At 66.7% G+C, this 20,316-nt stretch carries 17 protein-coding genes and 1 tRNA gene; 12 read left to right on the top strand and 6 right to left on the bottom strand.

Features of this window, described 5'->3' with window-relative positions; all coding sequences use genetic code 11:
- The first annotated feature begins 51 nt into the window (after positions 1-51).
- Positions 52-603: a carboxymuconolactone decarboxylase family protein gene (locus LHU95_RS17150; RefSeq protein WP_248708173.1), complete on the top strand. Its 552-nt coding sequence runs from the start codon at positions 52-54 to the stop codon at positions 601-603.
- Positions 604-648: 45 nt separating this feature from the next.
- Positions 649-725: transfer RNA gene (locus tag LHU95_RS17145), tRNA-Arg, on the top strand.
- 133 nt (positions 726-858) lie between these two features.
- Here LHU95_RS17145 and LHU95_RS17140 read toward each other — a convergent pair.
- On the bottom strand, positions 859-1,323 hold the full coding sequence (locus tag LHU95_RS17140; RefSeq protein ID WP_248708172.1) for a tyrosine-type recombinase/integrase: 465 nt from the start codon (positions 1,321-1,323) through the stop codon (positions 859-861).
- A gap of 441 nt (positions 1,324-1,764) precedes the next feature.
- On the opposite strand from LHU95_RS17140, the gene LHU95_RS17135 reads away from it, so the two are divergent.
- The gene (locus LHU95_RS17135) at positions 1,765-5,076 is read left to right on the top strand and encodes a glycosyltransferase (protein ID WP_248708171.1); all 3,312 of its coding nucleotides are present in this window, start codon (positions 1,765-1,767) and stop codon (positions 5,074-5,076) included.
- Positions 5,077-5,190: 114 nt separating this feature from the next.
- Here LHU95_RS17135 and LHU95_RS17130 read toward each other — a convergent pair whose 3' ends face one another.
- Positions 5,191-6,795, bottom strand: a complete 1,605-nt coding sequence (locus tag LHU95_RS17130) for a hypothetical protein (protein ID WP_248708170.1) — start codon at positions 6,793-6,795, stop codon at positions 5,191-5,193.
- A gap of 326 nt (positions 6,796-7,121) precedes the next feature.
- Between LHU95_RS17130 and rpoZ the strand changes: the two genes are divergently transcribed.
- The 9 genes from rpoZ (at position 7,122) to LHU95_RS17085 (ending at position 16,159) form a co-directional block, all read left to right on the top strand.
- Positions 7,122-7,517 carry a DNA-directed RNA polymerase subunit omega gene (gene rpoZ / locus LHU95_RS17125; RefSeq protein WP_248708169.1) on the top strand — a complete coding sequence of 132 codons (396 nt, stop codon included), beginning with the start codon at positions 7,122-7,124 and terminating at the stop codon, positions 7,515-7,517.
- Between the two features lie 10 nt (positions 7,518-7,527).
- Entirely contained in the window at positions 7,528-9,786 is a 2,259-nt protein-coding gene (locus LHU95_RS17120; RefSeq protein ID WP_248708168.1) for a bifunctional (p)ppGpp synthetase/guanosine-3',5'-bis(diphosphate) 3'-pyrophosphohydrolase, read from the top strand.
- A gap of 58 nt (positions 9,787-9,844) precedes the next feature.
- Positions 9,845-10,264 carry a holo-ACP synthase gene (gene acpS / locus LHU95_RS17115; protein WP_248708167.1) on the top strand — a complete coding sequence of 140 codons (420 nt, stop codon included), beginning with the start codon at positions 9,845-9,847 and terminating at the stop codon, positions 10,262-10,264.
- Positions 10,265-10,341: 77 nt separating this feature from the next.
- Positions 10,342-11,079, top strand: a complete 738-nt coding sequence (lepB, locus tag LHU95_RS17110) for a signal peptidase I (RefSeq protein WP_248708166.1) — start codon at positions 10,342-10,344, stop codon at positions 11,077-11,079.
- A gap of 13 nt (positions 11,080-11,092) precedes the next feature.
- Positions 11,093-11,770 (top strand): ribonuclease III, encoded by a 678-nt coding sequence (gene rnc / locus LHU95_RS17105; RefSeq protein ID WP_248708165.1) that lies wholly within the window; start codon positions 11,093-11,095, stop codon positions 11,768-11,770.
- Positions 11,767-12,672, top strand: a complete 906-nt coding sequence (era, locus tag LHU95_RS17100) for a GTPase Era (RefSeq protein WP_248708164.1) — start codon at positions 11,767-11,769, stop codon at positions 12,670-12,672. Before rnc ends, era begins: the two co-directional genes overlap by 4 nt.
- A 120-nt stretch (positions 12,673-12,792) precedes the next feature.
- Complete coding sequence (gene recO / locus LHU95_RS17095; protein ID WP_349292688.1) at positions 12,793-13,548, top strand: DNA repair protein RecO; 756 nt, start codon at positions 12,793-12,795, stop codon at positions 13,546-13,548.
- A complete protein-coding gene (parC, locus tag LHU95_RS17090; protein ID WP_248708162.1) occupies positions 13,538-15,766 on the top strand; it encodes a DNA topoisomerase IV subunit A in 2,229 nt (742 codons plus the stop codon). Before recO ends, parC begins: the two co-directional genes overlap by 11 nt.
- A gap of 3 nt (positions 15,767-15,769) precedes the next feature.
- Positions 15,770-16,159 carry a hypothetical protein gene (locus LHU95_RS17085; protein WP_248708161.1) on the top strand — a complete coding sequence of 130 codons (390 nt, stop codon included), beginning with the start codon at positions 15,770-15,772 and terminating at the stop codon, positions 16,157-16,159.
- A gap of 46 nt (positions 16,160-16,205) precedes the next feature.
- Here the strand turns inward: LHU95_RS17085 and LHU95_RS17080 are convergent, their stop codons facing one another.
- From LHU95_RS17080 to LHU95_RS17065, 4 genes are all read right to left on the bottom strand, one after another.
- A complete protein-coding gene (locus tag LHU95_RS17080) occupies positions 16,206-16,961 on the bottom strand; it encodes an arginyltransferase (protein ID WP_248708160.1) in 756 nt (251 codons plus the stop codon).
- A gap of 104 nt (positions 16,962-17,065) precedes the next feature.
- Positions 17,066-17,998 (bottom strand): tripartite tricarboxylate transporter substrate binding protein, encoded by a 933-nt coding sequence (locus tag LHU95_RS17075; RefSeq protein WP_248708159.1) that lies wholly within the window; start codon positions 17,996-17,998, stop codon positions 17,066-17,068.
- Positions 17,999-18,095: 97 nt separating this feature from the next.
- Positions 18,096-19,067 (bottom strand): agmatinase, encoded by a 972-nt coding sequence (gene speB, locus LHU95_RS17070; protein ID WP_248708158.1) that lies wholly within the window; start codon positions 19,065-19,067, stop codon positions 18,096-18,098.
- Between the two features lie 252 nt (positions 19,068-19,319).
- Positions 19,320-20,258 carry a tripartite tricarboxylate transporter substrate binding protein gene (locus LHU95_RS17065; protein ID WP_248708157.1) on the bottom strand — a complete coding sequence of 313 codons (939 nt, stop codon included), beginning with the start codon at positions 20,256-20,258 and terminating at the stop codon, positions 19,320-19,322.
- Positions 20,259-20,316 lie beyond the last annotated feature (58 nt).

Genomic DNA, 20,316 nt, shown 5'->3' with positions numbered 1-20,316 from the left:
GTTTTCCTGAGCGGGCTGCATCCTACCGCGAACAAGGCAACAGGAAACGTCATGCCCCGCTTCACCACCCTGACCCCTGAAACCATGACGGCCCGCCAGCGCGAAGTGGCGGAACACATCGGCGCCGGCGCCCGCGGCGGGCTGCGTGGGCCTTTCCCCGCCTGGCTGCACAGCCCCGACATGGCCGATGCACTGCAACGCGCCGGGCGCTTCATGCGCTGGGGCAGCAGCTTCCCCGCCCGGCTTTCGGAACTGGCCATCCTGATCACCGCCAAGCGGTACCGGGCGCGCTACGAATGGTTCGCCCACCACCCCCTGGCCCTGGAGGGCGGGCTGCGGCCCGAAATCGCCGAAGCCGTGCGCCTGGGGCAGCCCCCCGCCGACATGGCGGCGGATGAGGTCGCCGTGTATCGCTTCTGCACCGAGTTGCACGCCGATGGCGATGTCAGCGACGCCGCCTTCGAGGCCGCGAAAGCCCTGTTCGGCGAACCCGGAATCGTCGAGCTTCTGGGCATCTGCGGCTATTACACGGCGGTCGGCCTGACGTTGAACGTGGCGCGTGTGCCCCTGCCCGAGGGCACGCCCGATCCTTTTGGCGACTGAAGCCCTTCCAAGCCGCCAGGGCATCGGCTAGGAAGGCCTTGGTCTGGACCCGTAGCTCAGCTGGATAGAGCGCTGCCCTCCGAAGGCAGAGGTCGATGGTTCGAATCCATTCGGGTCCGCCACTCATCCAACTGAGTTTATTGGGTTTTTTAGGGCGTCCTTCGGGGCGCCTTTTTCATTTATCGCCCAAATGGCGAGATTGAAATGCAGTATGAGTCCAAGTAACGGCATTTATCGAACATAGAGCGAACATAATCAGAACGAAACCGCGTTAGCGACTTCTGCCAAGAACGCTGGATTATGGTGCCCATAGACACGCTCGATGATTTCTTTTGACGTGTGCGTAGCTTTGGCGATTTTTTCATAAGACATGCCGGCCTGGACCATCCATGTGATTGAAGTGTGTTTGAGGGTGTGAGCACTGATATGCTTGATCCCAGCACGCCGGCAGGCGGCGGATAGCGCGGTCTTCACGTCTGAGATGCGTTCGCCTCGGAATTCGATCACGTAGTCTGACGTTGCCAATCCCTTCGCGTGCTTCAGCGCGGCGACCAGACCTGTGTTGCCGACGATGGGCGCGACGCCACGCCGCTTGTTGCCTACGTCGCCGCCGAAGTCGATTTGCTCATGGCCTTTAAGGTGGAGGGCCACCTGATCCCATTTCAGCGACAGGATGGCTTCAGGCAAAAACGCCCGCGGTCTGTTCGCCGGATCGGTCACGCCAGATGTCGGGGATGCGGCGGCGCGTCAGCGCTGACGTTTTGGCGGCTGCTGCCACCCCCAGCACCGCAAAGCACCCAGGCTGATGGCAGGGCGGCCACGCCGTGCCCTGCGCGCGGCGCCCAGTGAAGGCCGCCCGCCGGATCTTCCCCGACGCATCAAGGATTTGCTGCCATCGGCAGAAAAAGTATAGGCTTTTCCGCAGCCCGGCCTGAAGTTCGCGCGGAGGGTTCATCATCGCGGCAGGGCAGGAATGCCAATGGATCGAAGAGGATTATTCGAGTGAACTCTGGAATCCGAAGCCCTGGCAGTCAAAACCCTGGAACACAGAATTCCGGTATTCGGAAACCTGCCATCGGCGCTGCTCGCCCCGGGGATGCGGCCGCGCTCTCTTCACTTTCCCGGCCGGCCCCGCTCACCTCGCATGTCGCCGAACACCGGATGGATGAGCTCGGGCGGCTGAATGTCGTCGTCTTCGCGCGCCCGGACCAGGAACCGGCCTTTTGGTTCGAACTGCCCGACGCCTCGCTGGAGGCCGCCATCCTGCTGGAGCGGAAGGTGATGGACATCGCCTTGACCGACCTCCTGAAAAATCCCGCGCTGGAATGGCAGTTCGAGCATGCCGGCCACCCGAGGAGCGGCAAGAACCACTCCCCCGAAAACATGATCGAGGGCGTGGATACCTTCTACCTGGGGTCCGTGGCGGCCGATGAAGGCGAGGCGATTGCCGCGGCGCAAGGCGAAGTGGGCGGGCTGGTGGCGGCAACGGCCGTGCTGATGGACCCCGCGCTGAACGCGACCTGCGCGGTCTCGCCCCTGGCTCAGTATGAGTTGACCATGCTCGCCGCTGTCCAACGCTGCGAAGGGCGGATCGTCGCAAGCTTTCTCAGTGCCGAGGGCGAAGTGTTGCGCCAGGAAAGCTGGCCCATTTCGAGCAGCCACCGGGGTGGGGTTTCGGTCGAAGACTATCAGAAACTCTCCCTGCTTCTGGTGGCGCCCGCAGCTTCCGCCACGCTCACCATCACCATCGAGAAGGGGCCCACGCTCCGGCGTGACACCAGCTACGTGTTTTTCGCCAAGGTCGCGCTGCAGCAGCAGCGCAAGGCCGATGCCGCCCCAAGCTACGCGCCACCGGGCCGCTTCCGCGACTTGAGCGCATTGCAGGGCATGGTGGCCATTTCGGCCAGGTTGGCGCGGCCACGTGGCCTGCGGGCAGGCCCTGTCGGGCTGGTAAAGCTGCATCTGGATCTGCAGGGATCAGTCGAAATCCTGGAGGATGTCGAGTTTCCGGAACAGGCGACCGCCCCCCAGGTGACGCAGTTCGATGTTTCGCATCGCCAGATCAGGATCGCCGGCCGGCTTGCGCCAGGTTCCCTCAGTTCCCTCAACCTGGGCGCCTTCGTGGATGGTGAATTGAGCATCACCGGACATGCGCAGATCGCCGATGGCACCTTCACCGTAGAACTGTACCTGAGTGCGAAGCATATGGATGGAATGCTTCATCTCATCGAGTTGCGGCAATTGCCCGAAGAGATTCCACTGGCCGCCCAGGTGGAGATCCTGCCCGCCTACATGACGCCCTGGCCGGCGCTTCAGCTGCATGCGGGCCAACCGCTGGATATCAACGCATCGCCGGCTGCCCGCTTCCATTTCCAGAGCTATCGGGACTGGGCCGCGCATTCCGGTGAACCGGTGTGGCGGGCGCCGCCAGACCTGGCGCTGCTGCATGATGAGTTGCTGACGGGCTTTCGCAAGCGCAGGGAGTATCCCGTGCTGCGGGTTCCCCAGGCTGATGCGCCGCGCGTCTCCATCGTGATCCCGATCCATGACAAGTTCGAGGTCACCTACAATTGCGTGGCGTCCCTGCTGTTTGCTTTTGACCCGACGTCGTTCGAGATCATCCTGGTGGATGATGGCTCCACCGATGAAAGCGCGAGTCTCGAAACATTCCTGCCCGGCGTTCGTGTGGTGCGCCACTCCGCGGCCCTCGGGTTCGTGGCGTCCTGCAATGACGGCGCGCAGATCGCGCGGGGCGAATTCATCTGCTTCCTGAACAATGACACGGAAGTGACCCCGAACTGGCTGGCCGAGTTGCTGCTGGTGTTCGAGAATTTCGACGGCGTCGGGCTGGTCGGCAGCAAGCTGCTCTATCCCGATGGCCGCCTGCAGGAAGCCGGTGGCATCGTCTGGGGTTCGGGCAATCCCTGGAATGTCGGCCGGAACGGCAATGCGCAGGATCCGCGCTACAATTATGTGCGCCAGGTGGATTATCTCTCGGGGGCCGCCATCCTGCTTCGGCGCGATCTCTGGTCGGCCCTGGGGGGGTTCAGCGCGGAGTTCGCGCCAGGCTATTTTGAAGATACGGACCTGGCGATGAAGGTCCGGCAGGCGGGGTTGAAGGTGGTCTATGTGCCGACCTCGCAGGTGTTTCATCATGAGGGGCAATCCTCGGGCACCACCGTCACCTCGGGCATGAAGCGCTTCCAGGAGATCAATCGCCCGAAGTTCAAGCGCAAATGGGCGCAGCTCTTTGCCGGTCATGGTGTGGAGGGCGTGGCACCGGACCGCGAGAAGGACCGCAACGTCACGTTGCGCGTGCTCTTTGTGGATCATCGCTTCCCCGCCGTTGATGCCGATGCGGGCGGCTATGCGGCATTCCAGGAAATCCGGCTGCTGCAGGCCTGCGGGGCCAAGGTCAGCTTCTTGCCGCGCAACCTGGCCTATATGGACCGCCATGTCCTGGCCTTGCAGCGGATCGGCGTCGAATGCCTCTACGCGCCCTTTGTCACGTCATTCGGTCGGTATATCGAGCAATCGGCCCATGAGTATGACCTCGTCTATGTGACGCGGTATTCGGTGGCCCAGGACCTGCTCCCCGCCCTGCGGGAGCATGCCCCCGCCGTGCGGGTGGCCTTCTGCCTGGCCGATCTCCATTTCCTGCGCGAAGCGCGGGAGGCGGCACTCGGATCGGACGCCTATAGTTTCGAAGGGGCGAGGGCCACGCGGGAGGCGGAACTCGCCATGGTGCGCGCGAGCGACGTGACGCTGAGCTATTCCGAGACCGAACTCGCCGTGTTGGAAAGCCATCTCTTCGGGGAGGCGAAGCTGGCGAAGCTCCCCTGGGTGGTGGATGTGAACGAGGCGGCGCTGCCGCGTTTCGCCGAGACCTCCGGCCTGCTGTTTGTCGGCGGCTTCCGCCACCCGCCCAATATCGCCGCGGTAGAGTTCCTGGCGCGGCATGTCATGCCGCTGCTGGCCGAACGCGCGCCGGACATCATCCTGAGCATTGTCGGCAGCAATCCGCCTCCGTCCATCCAGGCGCTGGATGGCGGCAATATCAGGGTGATCGGCTACGTCCCCAGCCTGGACCCCGTCTTCCAGCAGGCGCGCGTCTTCGTGGCGCCGCTGATGGCCGGGGCGGGCATGAAGGGCAAGGTGCTGGAAGCCATCTCCCGTGGGGTGCCAAGCGTGCTTTCGACCATCGCCGCCGAAGGGATTGGTCTCACGGCCGGCCATGATTGCTGGCTGGCCCGCACGGCGGAGGAATGGGCCTCGGCGATCGAGCGGCTTCATGCGGATGAGGCGGAGTGGCGGCGCGTCCAGGCCAATGCCGCGGAATTGGCCCGCAGCCGCTTCTCCTTCCAGCAGGGGCACGAGATGACGCGCGAATGGATGGCCAAGATTGATCTGTACGACCGCGCCAGGTCCGCGCTGGTGTATCGGCATTGCCGCCCGGTCAGCTACGGGCGATAGGCGCGCCATCGAGCAATGCGCGCTTCCATCGTCGCAGTCGGCAGGCGAAGCGCAATCTCTCAAGATTGATCAAGGCGACAACCACCGCCTGGACCGCAGGCCGTCCGCGTCGCTTCAGCTATCCTGGTAGCGCCGCAAGGCGAAGCGGTGCAATTCAAGGTCGGCGGCGTTGGCTTCAACGAGCCGTTCATACAGGCCCTCTCCCAATTCCTGCTGCAGTTCGCGCAACCGATCATCGAGCGAAAGCCCTGGCCGCTGGGTCACGTTCGCGCGCGTTGGGGTCAGGGAAAGCCCAGGGAAATGCGGCGCCAGGGCTAAGGTGAAGGCGCGCAACGAGGCGTCATACGCTTCCACCACACCGACATTCGGCAGGGCGCTGACAGCAGCCATGGCGCGGATCAACTCCGTGCCTTCCGTAGGGGGTAAGGCTTGCGCAAGCCGCAGCGTCTGGAAGTTCCGGATGGATCGGTCACCGTCGCGGTCCAGGCGCCAAGTGATATAGCCAGCAAGATCGGTCCCTCGCGCAAGGATGGAACCCTCCGTATCCTTGGTTTGCCGGCGTTCGAACTCATAAATGGAACGCACACGGTCGAGCGGATGACGGAGCATGATCAACGGATGAACCATGACATCGGCGATCCGGGGCACCGGCAGCAGCGCCGTATGGGATGACAGGACTGATATCTGGGGGTGTTCGGCGATGTAATCGGCGATATCGGCGCTGCGCCAGCCTGCGCCCTGGCCCTCGCGCTCGCTCCAGGCTTGGCCGAAATGGGCTTTCAGCGTCTGGTCCAGCGATGTGCCGGCGTTCTTGAAGAGATGATAATGCAGAATCACGTGGCGGGAAGTTCCGGAAACTTCCCGGGTCCTTGCCAGGATGGGCTCATCGTCGGCTGGGTATTCGGCAGGACCCGGCGGCGCGGCGTCTGGCGCATGTTCTGCCAGGGCAGTTTTCATCGTAGCGCGGGCCTTGTTCCATTCATGGCGGTCCAACCGATCCTCCGGAGCGGAACGAAGCATGGTGCCGTGCAGTTGCATCGCCAATTGCTCAAAAGGCTGATCGCCACTGATGTCGCGCCGTTCGGGATGCGGCGTTGCCGCATGCGCCACGAGCCAGTGGTCCAGGGCCATGGCCTTGGGGCCTTGGGTCTCGGGCGGCGCCAGATCGAGGCTGGCAAAGGCTGCTGTGATGGTGGAGCGCCAATCGGCGTAAAGCGCGTCATGGTTCAGCACCGTGCGGCGCATGGGGCGGGAAAATTCTTCTGCGGCGAGCATATGTGCCAGCCACAGGAGATACGCCTGCTCGGATGCCAGGCCGAACCGCGTTGCCAGGTCGGCGGCCACATCACGCGGATCCCTGGCAATCAGCACGACCAAAGGGGTCACCGCATGGTGGAGGCAAGCGGCGCGCCAGATGGGAAGCATGCGCGCGAGGCCCGGATCTTCCAACGCAATGACGGGGTCACGGCGCACGGCATCGCCGAGCAACCCGCCGGCAAATTGCGTATATTGCCGCTGCTCCAGCGGTTCGGCCCAGATCGGCGCGATGGGTCTGGGATCCAACGGGCCGCGGCCGGCCTTCGCGATCAGGCGGCGGTTGAAGTCGGACAAGGCTTGGCGTGTTGCGTCGGATGCGGCCAAGTCGAGGCATTCGATCAGAGGGGAGATCGGCGAAGCTTGCCCAGTCGGCGGGCCCAAAAAGAAGAGCGTCTTACGCAATTTGATGCCCGTGTGGAGGTTTTTGGCGCAAGCGCGCAGTCTTCGTTGCTATTCAGTAGGGAGTGTTCTGGAATCGAGTCAATGCTGATCTTCCCCCCTTAGGATGCTTTGGCTGGACCCGCTGCCACGGCCACGCCTCCCAGGCGCGCGATGCCTTTTCCCGCGTGTGATGAACTTTGCCATCCCTTTCCCTCCGCCCTTCATGCCGCCCTGAGCGGAGTGCCGCTTGCACCCGCGTCCCGTAACGCTTATCTGACAGGTTCGCCGCGCCGCAGCATGGCCCCCACGCCAGAATTGCGGCCGCCCTTCATTGCCCGAGGTTCCCCATGGCCCGCGTCACCGTCGAAGACTGTATCCTCCAGGTTCCGAATCGCTTCGAGCTGGTTCTGCTCGCCGCCCAGCGCGCCCGCAACATCAGCCGGGGCGAGAGCCTGACCATTGATCGCGACAATGACAAGAACCCCGTCGTCGCCCTGCGCGAAATCGCCGACCAGACGGTGGAATTGCCGGCCCTCGAGCAGGATCTCATCAAGTCCCTCAGCCGCGCGCCGGAGCCGGAGCCCGTCGAGGACGAGGTGATGGATCTGATCGACACGAACGAGAACATCTTCGGCGTCATGGATGTGAACGAGGAATTGCCCGCCGAACTGGGGGGCGAGGATTTCTCCCCCGATGACCTCGAAGCGCAACTCGCCGCCGAACTCGGCGGCCGCGAGGACTGAGTTAGCCCGGATGACGCTCCGCGCCGCCCCGGATCATCCGGCGGTGGCGCGCGCGCCTGATGGCCTGGCCGGCGGCGGGGCCGCCATCCCTGGCCTGGATGCCGTCGTTGAATTCTGCGAGCGGATCACCGCGGCCGATCCCCGGCTCGATGCCGATGTGATCCTGCGCGCCGGCCGTTTCGCGGCGGAGGCCCATGCCAGCCAGGCCCGCCAGAATGGCGAGCCCTACATCATCCATCCCATTGCCGTCGCCGAAATCCTGGCGGGCTACCACCTCGACACCGCCACCATCGCCACCGCCCTGCTGCATGATGTGGTGGAGGATACGCCGCACAGCCTGGCCGAGATCGAAAAGCGCTTCGGCGCCGAAGTCTCCCGCCTCGTGGATGGCGTCACCAAGCTCTCCCGCATCGAGGTACAAAGCGAGCGCACCAAGCAGGCCGAAAACCTGCGCAAGCTGCTGCTGGCGATGAGCGAGGATCTGCGCGTCCTCCTCGTGAAGCTGGCGGACCGGCTGCACAACATGCGCACCATCGGCTTCGTGACGAAGCCCGAGAGCCGGCTGCGCACGGCGCGCGAAACACTCGACATCTACGCCCCGCTGGCCGAGCGCATCGGCATGGAAGCGCTGAAGACCGAGCTGGAGACGCTGGGTTTCCGCGAACTCAACCCCGATGCCTGGGCCACCATCGCTCAGCGCCTGACCTATCTGCGCGGCCGCTCGGCCGATATCATCCCCGAGATCGAGCAGGAGCTGCGCGAGGCGCTCGAAATCAACGGCGTACCGGTGGATGAAGTCTCGGGGCGCGCGAAATCGCCCTATTCGATCTGGCGCAAGATGCAGGCGAAGAACGTTGCTTTCGAAGGGCTTTCGGATGTGATGGCCTTTCGCATCATCGTGCCCGAGCGCGCGCATTGCTACATGGCCCTGGGCGCGGTGCATGACGCGTTCAAGGTGATCGCCGGGCGCTTCAAGGACTACATTTCCACCCCCAAGACCAATGGCTACCAGTCGCTGCACACCGGCGTCCTGCTGCCCGGCCGCCGCGACGAGGCCAAGATCGAATTGCAGATCCGCACGCGGGAGATGCACCACATCGCCGAATACGGCCTGGCGGCCCATTGGGTCTACAAGCAGGGCGGACAGGCGGCCGAGGCCAAGAGCTACCCTTGGGTGCGCGCCCTGCTCGACATCCTGGAGAGCGAGCCCGAAGTCCAGGACGCGATGGAGAGCACAAAGCTCCAGCTGCATCGGGAGCTGGTCTTCTGCTTTTCGCCCAAGGGCGACCTGATCGAGCTGCCGCAAGGCGCCACGCCGGTGGATTTCGCCTACCACGTGCACAGCCAGGTGGGTGATGCCTGCGTCGGCGCCAAGGTGAATGGGCGCATCGTCAAGCTCGACCACAAGCTGCTGAATGGCGACCAGGTGGAGATCATCACGGCCAAGGGCGGCCAGCCCAACCCGGCCTGGATGAAATTCGTGAAGTCGGGCAAGGCGCAGGCGCGCATCCGCCGCTTCGCCCAGGCCGAGGAAAAGCAGAAGCAGCGCGACGAAGGCCGCACCGCCATCGTCAAGGCGTTCCGCCAGAACGGCCTGGAATTCCAGGAAAAGCTGCTGGAGCCCGCTGTGAAGGCGCTCCGGCAATCGGGCGTGGAGGAAATGTTCCACGCGGTGGCCGCCGGCAGCATCAGCGCGCGTGATGTGGTGAATGCGGCCTTCCCCGAATTGCGGGCGCCGGCGCGCGGCATGGAGCCGATGGGCCTTGTCGCCCCCCGCGCGCGGCTGGGGCGCCATGGGCAGAAGCAGGCTTCGGTGCCGGCCGCCCCCATCACCGGCGTGGTGGCGGGGATGCAGCTGCACTTCGCCCAATGCTGCCACCCCATCCCGGGCGACCGGATCGTCGGCATCGTCACCACCGGCAAGGGCGTCACCGTGCACACCCAGGATTGCCACATGCTGGAGAATTTCTCCGCCACACCGGAGCGCTTTCTCGATGTGGATTGGGAGCAGGGGTCCCTCGGGCCGGCCGCGCATGTCGTGCGGCTCTCGGTCGCGGCGGTGAATGGGCCGCAGCTCCTCTCGGGGGTGGCCAATGCCATCAGCAAGCAGAAGGGCGTGCTGACCAATCTGCGCCTCGCCCGGCGCGATGATGACGAATGCGACCTGAACCTGGATGTGGAGGTGCGCGACACGCGCCACCTGGCCGAGGTGATGGGCACGCTGCGCGCCTGTGAGGGCGTCGTGCGCGTGGATCGGGCGCGGGGATGAGGCCCGCGGCCGGCCGCATCCGCAACGAATCCGGCCGCGCGGCGGCGTGGGGCAGGGCATGATCCTGGGCATCGGCAATGACGTCTGCGATATTCGCCGCATCGAGGCCGTGATGGCGCGGCATGGCGCGCGCTTCCTGGAGCGGGTCTTCACCCCGATCGAGCGCGCCAAGGCCGAGCGGAGGACCGAACGCATCCGCGCCGGCACCTACGCCAAGCGCTTCGCCGCCAAGGAGGCCGCGAGCAAGGCCCTGGGCACGGGATTTCGCGCCGGCGTCTTCATGCAGGATCTGGGGGTCGTGAACCTGCCTTCCGGCCAGCCCACCCTTCGCCTGAGCGGGGGGGCGGCCGCGCGCCTCGCCGCCATGACGCCGCCCGGGCATCGGGCGGAGATCGCGCTGACCATGACGGATGAATACCCCTATGCCAGCGCCATCGTCATCATCACCGCCGTGCCTGAATCGCCCGTGCTTCCTTGACTCCAGCCGGGGGCTGGGCTCAATCCCCAGGCTCCTGATGCGGTTCCCCAAGCTCCATGGCGAAAAACTCCACCTCAATGACGAAGAAGAAAACGGGCGGCTGGCTCGAGAGCGTCAAGACGATCCTCTACGCCGCGCTGATTGCCATTGGCATCCGCACCGTGGCGTTCGAGCCGTTCAACATCCCCTCGGGTTCGATGATCCCGACGCTGTTGGTGGGCGACTACCTGTTTGTGTCGAAGTATTCCTATGGCTATTCGCGGCACTCCATGCCGTTCAGCCCGAACCTCTTCTCGGGCCGCATCTGGGGGGCGACGCCGCAGCGCGGCGATGTGGCGGTGTTCAAGCTGCCGCGCGATACCAGCCAGGACTACATCAAGCGCATCATCGGCCTGCCGGGGGATATCGTGCAGGTCCGGCGCGGCATCCTGCATCTGAACGGTCAGCCGGTGCGGCGCGAATCGCTCGGCCCCTTCGTGGCGGAGGGCGATGGCCCGCGCATGACGGTGCAGCAGTGGCGCGAATTCCTGCCCGGCGGCCGCTCGCACCTCATCATCGAGCAATCGGATGACGGCCCGCTCGACAACACGCCGGAATTCCAGGTGCCGGACGGGCATGTCTTCGCCATGGGTGATAATCGCGACAACAGCCTGGACAGCCGCGTGCCGAGCGCCGTGGGCTTCATCCCCATCGAGAATCTGGTGGGCCGGGCGGAGTTCATCTTCTTCTCGGTGGATGGCAGTGCGCGCTGGTGGGAGGTCTGGGGCTGGCCTTTCGCCATCCGTTACTCCCGCCTGCTGAGTGCAGTCCGATAAGCGGCCCGGTGCGATGACGGACGGCCTCACGCCGTTTGAAACCCGCCTGGGTCATCGCTTCAAGGATCGTGCGCTGCTGCTCCGGGCGCTGACCCATGCCTCCGCGGCGGGCGAGACGGGTGCCGCCAAGACCAATGAGCGGCTGGAATTCCTGGGGGACCGGGTGCTCGGCCTGTGCATGGCCGAATGGCTTTCGGAACTCTATCCCCAGGAAAACGAGGGCGATCTCGGCAAGCGGTTCGGTCTGCTCGTCTCGCGCGATGTGCTGGCGCCGATCGCCGAGCGCATGGGGCTGGGTGCTGCCCTGCGGCTGCCGCCATCGCAGCGGCACAGCAACTTGCGCAGTAGCGCCACGGCGCTGGCCGATGCGTTGGAGGCCGTGCTGGCGGCCCTCTATCTGGATGGCGGCCTGCCCGCGGCCCGCGCCGTGATCGAGCGTGAATGGGTGACGGCGCTGGAAGGCCAGGCGCAGCCGCCGCGCTCGCCCAAGAGCGAGTTGCAGGAATGGACGCTGAAGCGGGGCCTGGGCCTGCCCGCCTACATGACCGTCTCGGTTGGCGGGGAAGGGGTGGATTCCCGATTTGAGTCGACGGTGATCGCCGCCGGGCGCGAAGCGGTCGGTGCCGGCACGAATAAGCGTGCGGCGGAACAGGCGGCGGCGGAAGCCTGGCTCGCGGAGAGAACGGCATGACGGACCAAGAGACCCAGCGCTGCGGCTTCGTGGCCATCCTGGGCGCGCCCAATGCGGGCAAATCCACCCTGGTGAACGCCATGGCGGGCACCAAGGTCACCATCGTCTCACCCAAGCCGCAGACCACGCGCTTCCGCGTGCGCGCCGTGCTGATCGAGGGGCCGGCGCAGATCATCCTGGTGGATACGCCGGGCATCTTCGCGCCGCGCCGCCGGCTGGACCGCGCCATGGTCTCGGCCGCCTGGGGGGGGGCCAAGGATGCGGATTTCGCGCTGCTGCTGGTGGATGCGAAAAGCGGCATCACCGAGACGGTGCGCGGCATCATCGAGCGCCTGGCCCAGCAGCAGCGCCCCGTCTGGCTCGCGCTGAACAAGGTGGATCTGATCCCGCCCGAGACGCTGCTGCCGCTGGCGGCGGAGCTGCACAGGATGCTGCCCTTCGCCGAGACCTTCATGATCTCGGCCGAGAAGAAGCGCGGCCTGGAAAAGCTGCGCACCAAGCTGGCCGAGGTGATGCAGCCCGGCCCCTGGATGTTCCCCGAGGATGAGCTGAGCGACCTGCCCAACCGGATGCTGGCCGCCGAAGTGGTGCGCGAACAGATCCTCCGCCAGACGCATGAGGAAGTGCCGCACCACGCGAGCGTGGAGACCGAGCAATGGACCGAGCGCCCGGATGGCAGTGCCCGGGTGGATTGCACCATCTACATCGCGCGGGCCACGCAGAAGGCCATCCTGATCGGCGAGGGGGGGGCGCGCATCAAGGAGATCGGCAAGCGGGCGCGCCTTGAACTCACGGCGCTGCTGGAACGGCCGATCCATCTGTTCCTGAACGTGAAGGAGCGGCCGGGCTGGGATGAGGAAGGCGGGCGGATCAGGGCGCTGGGCCTGGAAGATGACGGCTGACCGGCGCATTCAGCCAAGGCTGGCAAGGCCGCCGAGCCTGCGGCCACCCGTGAAGCTGGCCGAAGCCGCGCATCGTGCCCCCGGCACGTTCGCGCTGCGCCGCCCCTGAGGGCGCAGAAAATTTCCCTCGAATGGAATGCCCCTGCCGTCGTGCTGGCCACCCGCCCGCATGGCGAAGGCGGCGCAGTGGTCACGCTGCTGACCGAGGCGATGGGCCGGCATGCGGGCCTCGCCAAGGGCGGCGCCTCGCGCGGGCAGGCGGCACTCTGGCAGCCGGGCAATCTGATCGAGGCGCGCTGGGTCGCCCGCCTGGCCGAGCAGCTGGGCAGCCTTTCGGGGGAAATGGTGCATGCGGCGGCCTCCCTCGCGCTGGATGACGCGCTTTCGCTCTCGGTCCTCACCTCGGCCTGTGCGGTGGCGGATGGCGCCCTGCCGGAGCGCGTGGCCCATCCGGGCAGCTTTCACGGCCTGGTCGGCGTGATCGCGGCGCTGGCGCGCGGCCCGGAGCATGCCCTGCCCCTGCTGGTCCATTGGGAAGCGACGCTGCTGGCCGAACTCGGCTATGGCCTGGACCTCGCTACCTGCGCCGCCACCGGCGCCACCGAAAACCTCGTCTTCGTCTCCCCCAAATCCGGCCGGGCGGTGAGTGCCGAGGCGGGGGCAGCCTATGCCGATCGGCTCTTGCCGCTGCCCGCCTTCCTGCGCGATGCGGCGCAGCCCTCCGATGTGCAGGAATGGCTTGCGGGACTCCGCGTGACAGGCTTCTTCCTCACCCGGGATGCCTTCGGCCATCAGCACCGCCCGCTGCCCGCGGCGCGGGAGAGGCTGCAGGACCGCTTGACCTTGATGACGGGACCGACTGCGCATGGCGGATGATCTGGTGAAGGAAGGCGGCGAGATCCGCGACACGCGGCTGGGCGAGGCGCTGAGCGAGCGGTATTTGGCCTATGCCATGTCCACCATCATGGCGCGCAGCCTGCCGGATGTACGCGATGGCCTGAAGCCCGTGCATCGCCGCCTGCTCTGGGCCATGCACCAGCTGAAGCTGGACCCCGATTCAGGCTTCAAGAAATGCGCGCGCATCGTGGGCGATGTGATGGGCAAGTATCACCCGCATGGCGATGCTTCGATCTATGACGCGCTGGTGCGCCAGGCGCAGGAATTCGCGGCCCGCTACACGCTCGTCGAAGGCCAGGGGAATTTCGGCAATATCGACGGCGATAACGCCGCCGCCATGCGCTACACCGAGGCGCGGCTGACCGAGGTGGCGCAGGCCCTGCTTCAGGGCATTGACGAGGACACGGTGGATTTCCGCGCCACCTATGATGGCGAGGATCGCGAGCCCATCGTCCTGCCCGCCGCCTTCCCGAACCTGCTGGCCAATGGCGCGACCGGCATCGCGGTGGGCATGGCCACCAGCATCCCGCCGCATAATGCGGGCGAGTTGTGTGGCGCCGCACTGGCCTTGATCGCCAACCCCGAGATCAGCCACGCCGAGCTGCTGACCCATGTGCCCGGCCCCGATTTCCCGACCGGTGGCGTGCTGGTGGAACCCGCCGAAAGCATCGCCGAAGCCTATGCGACCGGCCGTGGCGGCTTCCGGCTGCGCGCGAAATGGGAGGTCGAGAAGGGCAAGGGCGGCGCCTGGACCATCCTGATTACGGAAATCCCCTACCAGGTGCAGAAATCCAAGCTGATCGAACAGATCGCGCTGCTGCTGGAGGAGAAGAAACTCCCGCTCCTGGCCGATGTGCGGGACGAAAGCACGGAAGATGTCCGCCTGGTGCTGGAGCCGCGCAACCGCACGGTGGAGCCCGCCGTGCTGATGGAGACGCTGTTCCGCGCGACCCAGCTGGAAAGCCGCTTCAGCCTGAACATGAATGTGCTGGATGCGCACCGCACCCCACGCGTCATGTCCCTGCGCGAGGCGCTGCGCGCCTGGCTGGACCACCGGCATGAGGTGTTGCTGCGCCGGACCAACCACCGCCTGGCCGCCATCGCGCGCCGGCTGGAAGTACTGGATGGCTACCTCATTGCCTATCTCAACCTGGACGAGGTGATCCGCATCATCCGCACCGAGGATGAGCCGCGCCCCAAGCTGATGGCCGCCTTCGGCCTCACGGAAGTGCAGGCGGAAGCCATCCTCAACATGCGGCTGCGCGCCTTGCGCCGCCTGGAGGAAATGGAGATCAAGCGCGAGCACGCGAAGCTCGTGAAGGAGCAGAAGGGCCTGCAGGCGCTGCTCGCGTCCGAGGGCAAGCGCTGGGCCGCCATCGCCGCCGAGATCGAGGAGACGCGCAAGAAGTTCGGCGAGGGCAAGCTGGGTGCGCGGCGCACCGCCATCGGCTCCGGCATGCCGGCCGTGGTGGTGGATGAAAGCGCCTTCATCGAGCGCGAGCCCCTCACTGTGGTGCTGTCGGAAAAGGGCTGGATCCGCGCCCTGAAGGGCCACCTGGCCGAGGATGCGGAGCTGCGCTTCAAGGAGGGCGATGCGCTCGCCTTCCGCCTGCATGCGCAAAGCACCGATCGCCTCGTCATCTTCACCAGCAACGGCAAGGCCTACACCCTGCGCGCCGAGACCCTGCCGCGCGGCCGGGGTGATGGCCAGCCGCTGCGCCTCATGCTCGACCTGCCCAATGAGGATGGCGTGCTGGCCATGTTCCTGCCGGCCGAGAATTCCCGCTTCCTGGTGGCCGCGGCCGATGGCAAGGGCTTCCTGGTGGAAGCCGGCGAGCTGATCGCGGAAAAGCGCACCGGCAAGCAGGTCCTGGTGCTGGAGGGCGCGACGCGCGCCGCCCTCTGTGTGGTGGCCGAGGGCGATCACGTCGCTGTCGTGGGGGATAACCGCAAGCTGCTCGTTTTCCCCATCGAGCAATTGCCGGTCATGACGCGCGGCCGCGGGGTGCAGTTGCAATCCTACAAGGATGGCGGCCTGGCGGATGCCAAGGTATTTACGCGGGCGGAAGGGTTGAGCTGGCGCCTGGGAGACCGGGTGCGGGTGGAGACCGATCTGACCACCTGGCGTGGCAACCGGGCCGGCGCCGGGAAGGCGCCGCCCAACGGGTTCCCGCGCAGCAACCGCTTCGGAAGTTGAATCATGCACCGTGTTTTCCTGGCTGCCCTGCTGATGGCCACCTTTGCCACTCCGGCCTCGGCGCAGCGCACCAGCCCGCATGACGGCATCTATGAGGGAACGCGGCTGCAGGATTGCCAGGCCACCGGGCGCTCCGGTCAGACCCGGGTGACGGGGCAACTGCGGGGCAATCGCTTCGAGATCGCGGGGCTGCCGGGCGATCCGCCGCTGGAGGCCACGGTGGGGCCGAATGGCGCGGTGACGCTGCCGAGTTTCGGCCTGTTCGGCGCCGGGACCGGGCAGATCTTTGAAGGCGCCAATAATGCGCGCCGCTTCACCGGCAGCCATCCCGGGCGGGGGCGCTGCCAGATCCTCTATGAGATGCGCCGGACCTCGACGCGGTTCCGGAACTGAGCATCGCGCGCTGGGGCCGGATGCCTTCGCCTGAAGGCAGGTGGCTCTATTCGGCGTTCACCCGCTCGCCCGTGACGGGAACATCCTCGCCAAGCTTCATCCATTGCCCCTGGATCAGCACCTCGGCCGGCCGGTAGCCGGCCTTGTAGGCCATTTTCCGGCTCTCCGCGACCCAATAGCCCAGATAGACATAGGGCTGCCCGCCGCGCACCGCCTCGGCCAGCAGCCACATCACGGCGAAGGCGCCGAGGCTGCGGCGATCCTCCTCGGGGGCGAAGAAGCTGTAGACGGCGGAGAGACCATCCGAGAGCCAGTCGGTCAGGCAGGCGCCAAGCAGGCGGCCCGTGCTGTCCCGGAATTCGACCAGCCCCGTGGTGATGGGCGTGTCCTCCACCATGGCGCGGTAGTCGTAGAACCCCATCGCCGCCATGTCGCCGCCCGGGTGGCGCGTTTGCTGATAATGCTGGAACAGCGCGAACTGCTCGGCCGTGGCGCGTGCGGGTACGGCGCGCACATCAAGATCCGCGTTGCGGGCGGCGATCTTGCGCTGCGTGCGGTTGGGCACGAAATCGGCGGCGCGGACGCGGATCGGGATGCAGGCGCGGCAACCCGGGCAGACCGGCGAATAGGCGATGTTGTGGCTGCGCCGGAACCCGGCGCGGGAGAGGCGGTCATGCAGCAGCTCGGAATCCGGGCCGCTCAATTCGGTCACGATCTTCCGCTCCGTCCGGCCCGGCAGATAGGGGCAGGGCAGGGGCGTGGTGGTGTAGAAAAATTGCGGGCGGCGGGATCGGGTTTGCAAGGCTGGAGTTTCGGGCTTCGGCGCGGGTTTTTCAATCCCTCTGGCGGGCCCTCCAACGTGCCCTCCGGAGGCCAGGCTGGCCGGACGTTCCTACGTCCGCCGCGTCAATCGCCCGGCCGGATGCCCGAGGCCTGGACGATCGCGCGGAATTTCTCCAGCTCCGCCTGCCAATAGGCGGCAAAGGCGCTCTGCCCACGGAACACGATGGGGGTGGCGATGCGCTGGAACCCTTCCACCACGGCCGGGCGCTGCAAGCCGCGCTCGCAGGCGGATTGCAGCCGATCCAGCGTGGCGGCCGGCGTGCCGGCCGGCGCAAACAGCCCGGCCCAGATGGAATAGACCATGTCGAAGCCCTGCTCGCGCAGGGTGGGCACCTCGGGGAATTCGGCGGTGCGGGCCTCGGCCATCACCCCCACGGCCTGCAGGTTGTTGACGCGCAAGGGGCCAGGCAGGTCGGCATAGACGCTCACATCGCCGCGCAGCAGCGCGATGATCGCCTCCGCACTGCCGCGGAAGGGCACATGGATCATCTCGACATTCGCCTGCCGGGCCAGGGCCACCATGACGATATGCGGGATCGAACCCTGGCCCGCCGAGCCATAGGTGAAGCCGCCGCGCGCCGCCTGCGCCTGGGCCACCAGCGCGGGCACATTGCGGATCGGGCTGTTGGGGGCCGACATCATCATCACTGGCGCGTCGCCCAGCTGGCAGAGCGGCGCGAAATCCGCCACGCGATAAGGCAGGTCACTGCGGAAATGCGGCTGGATGCCCATCGGCCCGGTGGTGGAGAGCAGCAGCGTCTGCCCATCCGGCCGGGCGCGGGCCACTTCCGCAGCGCCGATGGCGCCAGCGGCCCCCGTGGTGTTCTTCACGATGACCTGGGCGCCCAGCAATTCGCTCATTTCGGGCGCCATCAGCCGCGCCATCCGATCAGCCGAGCCGCCCGCGCCGAAATTCACCACGATGGTGATGGGCGCCTGCGCCTGGGCGGCGAGTGGCCAGGTGAGGGCGGCGAGGAGCAGAAGGGTGCGGCGCATGGGGGTCCCCCGGATTTGAGCGCCCAGCATCCCCCGCGTGCCGCACCGCCAGAAGGCCCGCCCTGGGGTGAATCACGGCCGCCAGGCGCCAATTGCCTCAGCCAGGGCGCAGACGTGCCCGCGATTCGGCCATGAGGCACAAGATCTCGAACATCATGGTCGCTCCCACCATGGCGGTGCCGCCGCTCGGGTCATAGGGCGGCGAGACTTCCACCAGATCGGCGCCGACCAGATCGAGGCCTTGCAGCCCGCGCAGGATGCGCATCGCCTCGCGCGGGGTGAAGCCGCCCACCTCGGGCGTGCCGGTGCCGGGTGCGAAGGCGGGGTCAATGCTGTCAATGTCGAAGGTGAGGTAGGTGGGGCCGCCGCCGGCCAGATGGACCGCTTCCGCCGCCACGGCATCGGGGCCCATCCGCTCGCATTCCTCGATGGTCATGATGCGGATGCCCACCTCACGCGCCCAGTCCATGTCATCAGCGGCGTAGAGCGAGCCGCGAATGCCGATCTGCACGATGCGCTTCGGGTCCAGCAGCCCCTCCTCGATGGCGCGGCGGAAGGGTGTGCCATGGGTGTAGCGGGTGCCGCCGAAATAGCTGTCATTCGTGTCGGAATGGGCATCGAAATGCACCATGCCGAGGGGCGCGAGGCCAGGCTCGGCCTGGATGATGCCCCGCAGCAGCGGCAGCGAGAGAAGGTGATCCCCACCCGCCGCCAGCGTCCAGGCCCCCGCCTTGCGGATGGCGGCCACCTGCGCCGTCACCAGGTCCAGCGTCTGCATCAGGTCTGTCGGGTTGGTCTGCAGATCGCCGAGATCGGCCACGCGGCAGAGCGTATAGGGCTCGGTCAGGCTGATCGGATGCACGCGGCGCATGAGGCCTGAGGCCTCGCGCAGCTGGCGCGGGCCGTGGCGTGTGCCGGGCCGGTTGGTGGTGCCGCCATCGAAGGGAATGCCGAAGATCGCGATGTCGAGGCCACTTGCATCCGCCATCACCGGCAGGCGCATGAAGGTGGCGGGGCCGGCGAAGCGGGGAGTGACAGTGCCATCCACCGGGCGGGGCCATTCGGTCATGCGGGAGTCCTTTGCTGCGTCGGCGCAGCTTAGCCGCTGTGGTGGCGTGAGGGCAGGAGGGGGTTGGGTTCGGCCAATTCCGCAGGCATTGCCCCCCGTCTCTCCCCTGCGTGGCGCCTCCGGCAGGCGCGATGGGTTGTTGGCTGCCATCGCTGGCGCGACAGCTTCATGCACGCGGCTGCTGGATCCCGCGAAGCCGGGATCTGGCTTCCCGCCGCTGCGGCGGGATGGCGTCGATGCTTCGCCGCATCTTCAGTCGCCGGGCCGGATTCCCGCCGCCTGCACGATGCCGCGGAACTTCTCCAGCTCGCCCTGCCAGAAGGCGCCGAAATCGCGCTGGTTGCGGAAGACGATGGGGGTCGCCAGCCGCTGGAAGCCCTCGATCACGGCAGGGGAGCGCAGTGCGCGCTCGCAGGCGGCCTCCATGCGCGCCAGGAATTCGGGCGGCGTGCCGGCGGGGGCGAAGATGCCGGACCAGATGGAATAGACCATGTCCAACCCTTGCTCTCGCAGTGTGGGCGTGTCCGGGAATTCCGCCGTGCGGCGCTCGGCCAGGATGGCGATGGCCTGCAGGTTGTTGGCGCGCAGCGTGCCCGGCTGATCGGCGAAGATACTGACATCGCCGCGCAGCAGCGCCGTCACCGCCTCGGCATTGCCGCGATAGGGGATGTGGGTCATCGGCACGCCTGCCGCCCGGGCCAGCGCGACCGTGGCGATATGCGGCAGCGAGCCCGGGCCGGTGGAGGCGAAGTTGAAGCCGCCATTCGCCTCACGCGCGCGGGAGACCACTTCCGCCAGGCTGCGCAGCGGGCTGCCCGGTGCGGACATCACCACCACGGGCGTGTCGGCCACCTGGCAGATCGGCGCGAAATCGGCCGGGCGATAGGGAAGGTCGGCGCGGAAATGCGGCTGGATCGCCATGGCGCCGATGGGCGAGAGCAGCAGCGTGGCGCCATCCGGCCGGGCGCGGGCCACTTCCGCCGCGCCGATGCCCCCGGCCGCGCCGGCGCTGTTCTTGATCAGCACCTGGGTGCCCATGGCGGCCGAGAGCTCGGGCGCCAGCAGCCGCCCCATCAGGTCCGAGGGGCCGCCCGCCACGAAATTCACCACAAGGGTGATGGGCGCCTGGGCCGAGGCGAGGGAGGGCAAGGCAAGCACCAGCAGCGCAAAGGCGGCGAGGAGGCTTCGCATGGTCGTTCTTCCCTGTGTTTTCGGCGGCTCGGGCCGCTCTGTGCCAAAGCCTAGATCA

Origin of the sequence: Sediminicoccus sp. KRV36 (assembly GCF_023243115.1) — a bacterium.
In the GTDB taxonomy this organism is placed as follows: domain Bacteria; phylum Pseudomonadota; class Alphaproteobacteria; order Acetobacterales; family Acetobacteraceae; genus Roseococcus.
The sequence above is the reverse complement of the archived record's forward strand: the minus strand, read 5'-3'. Positions and strand labels throughout refer to the sequence as shown.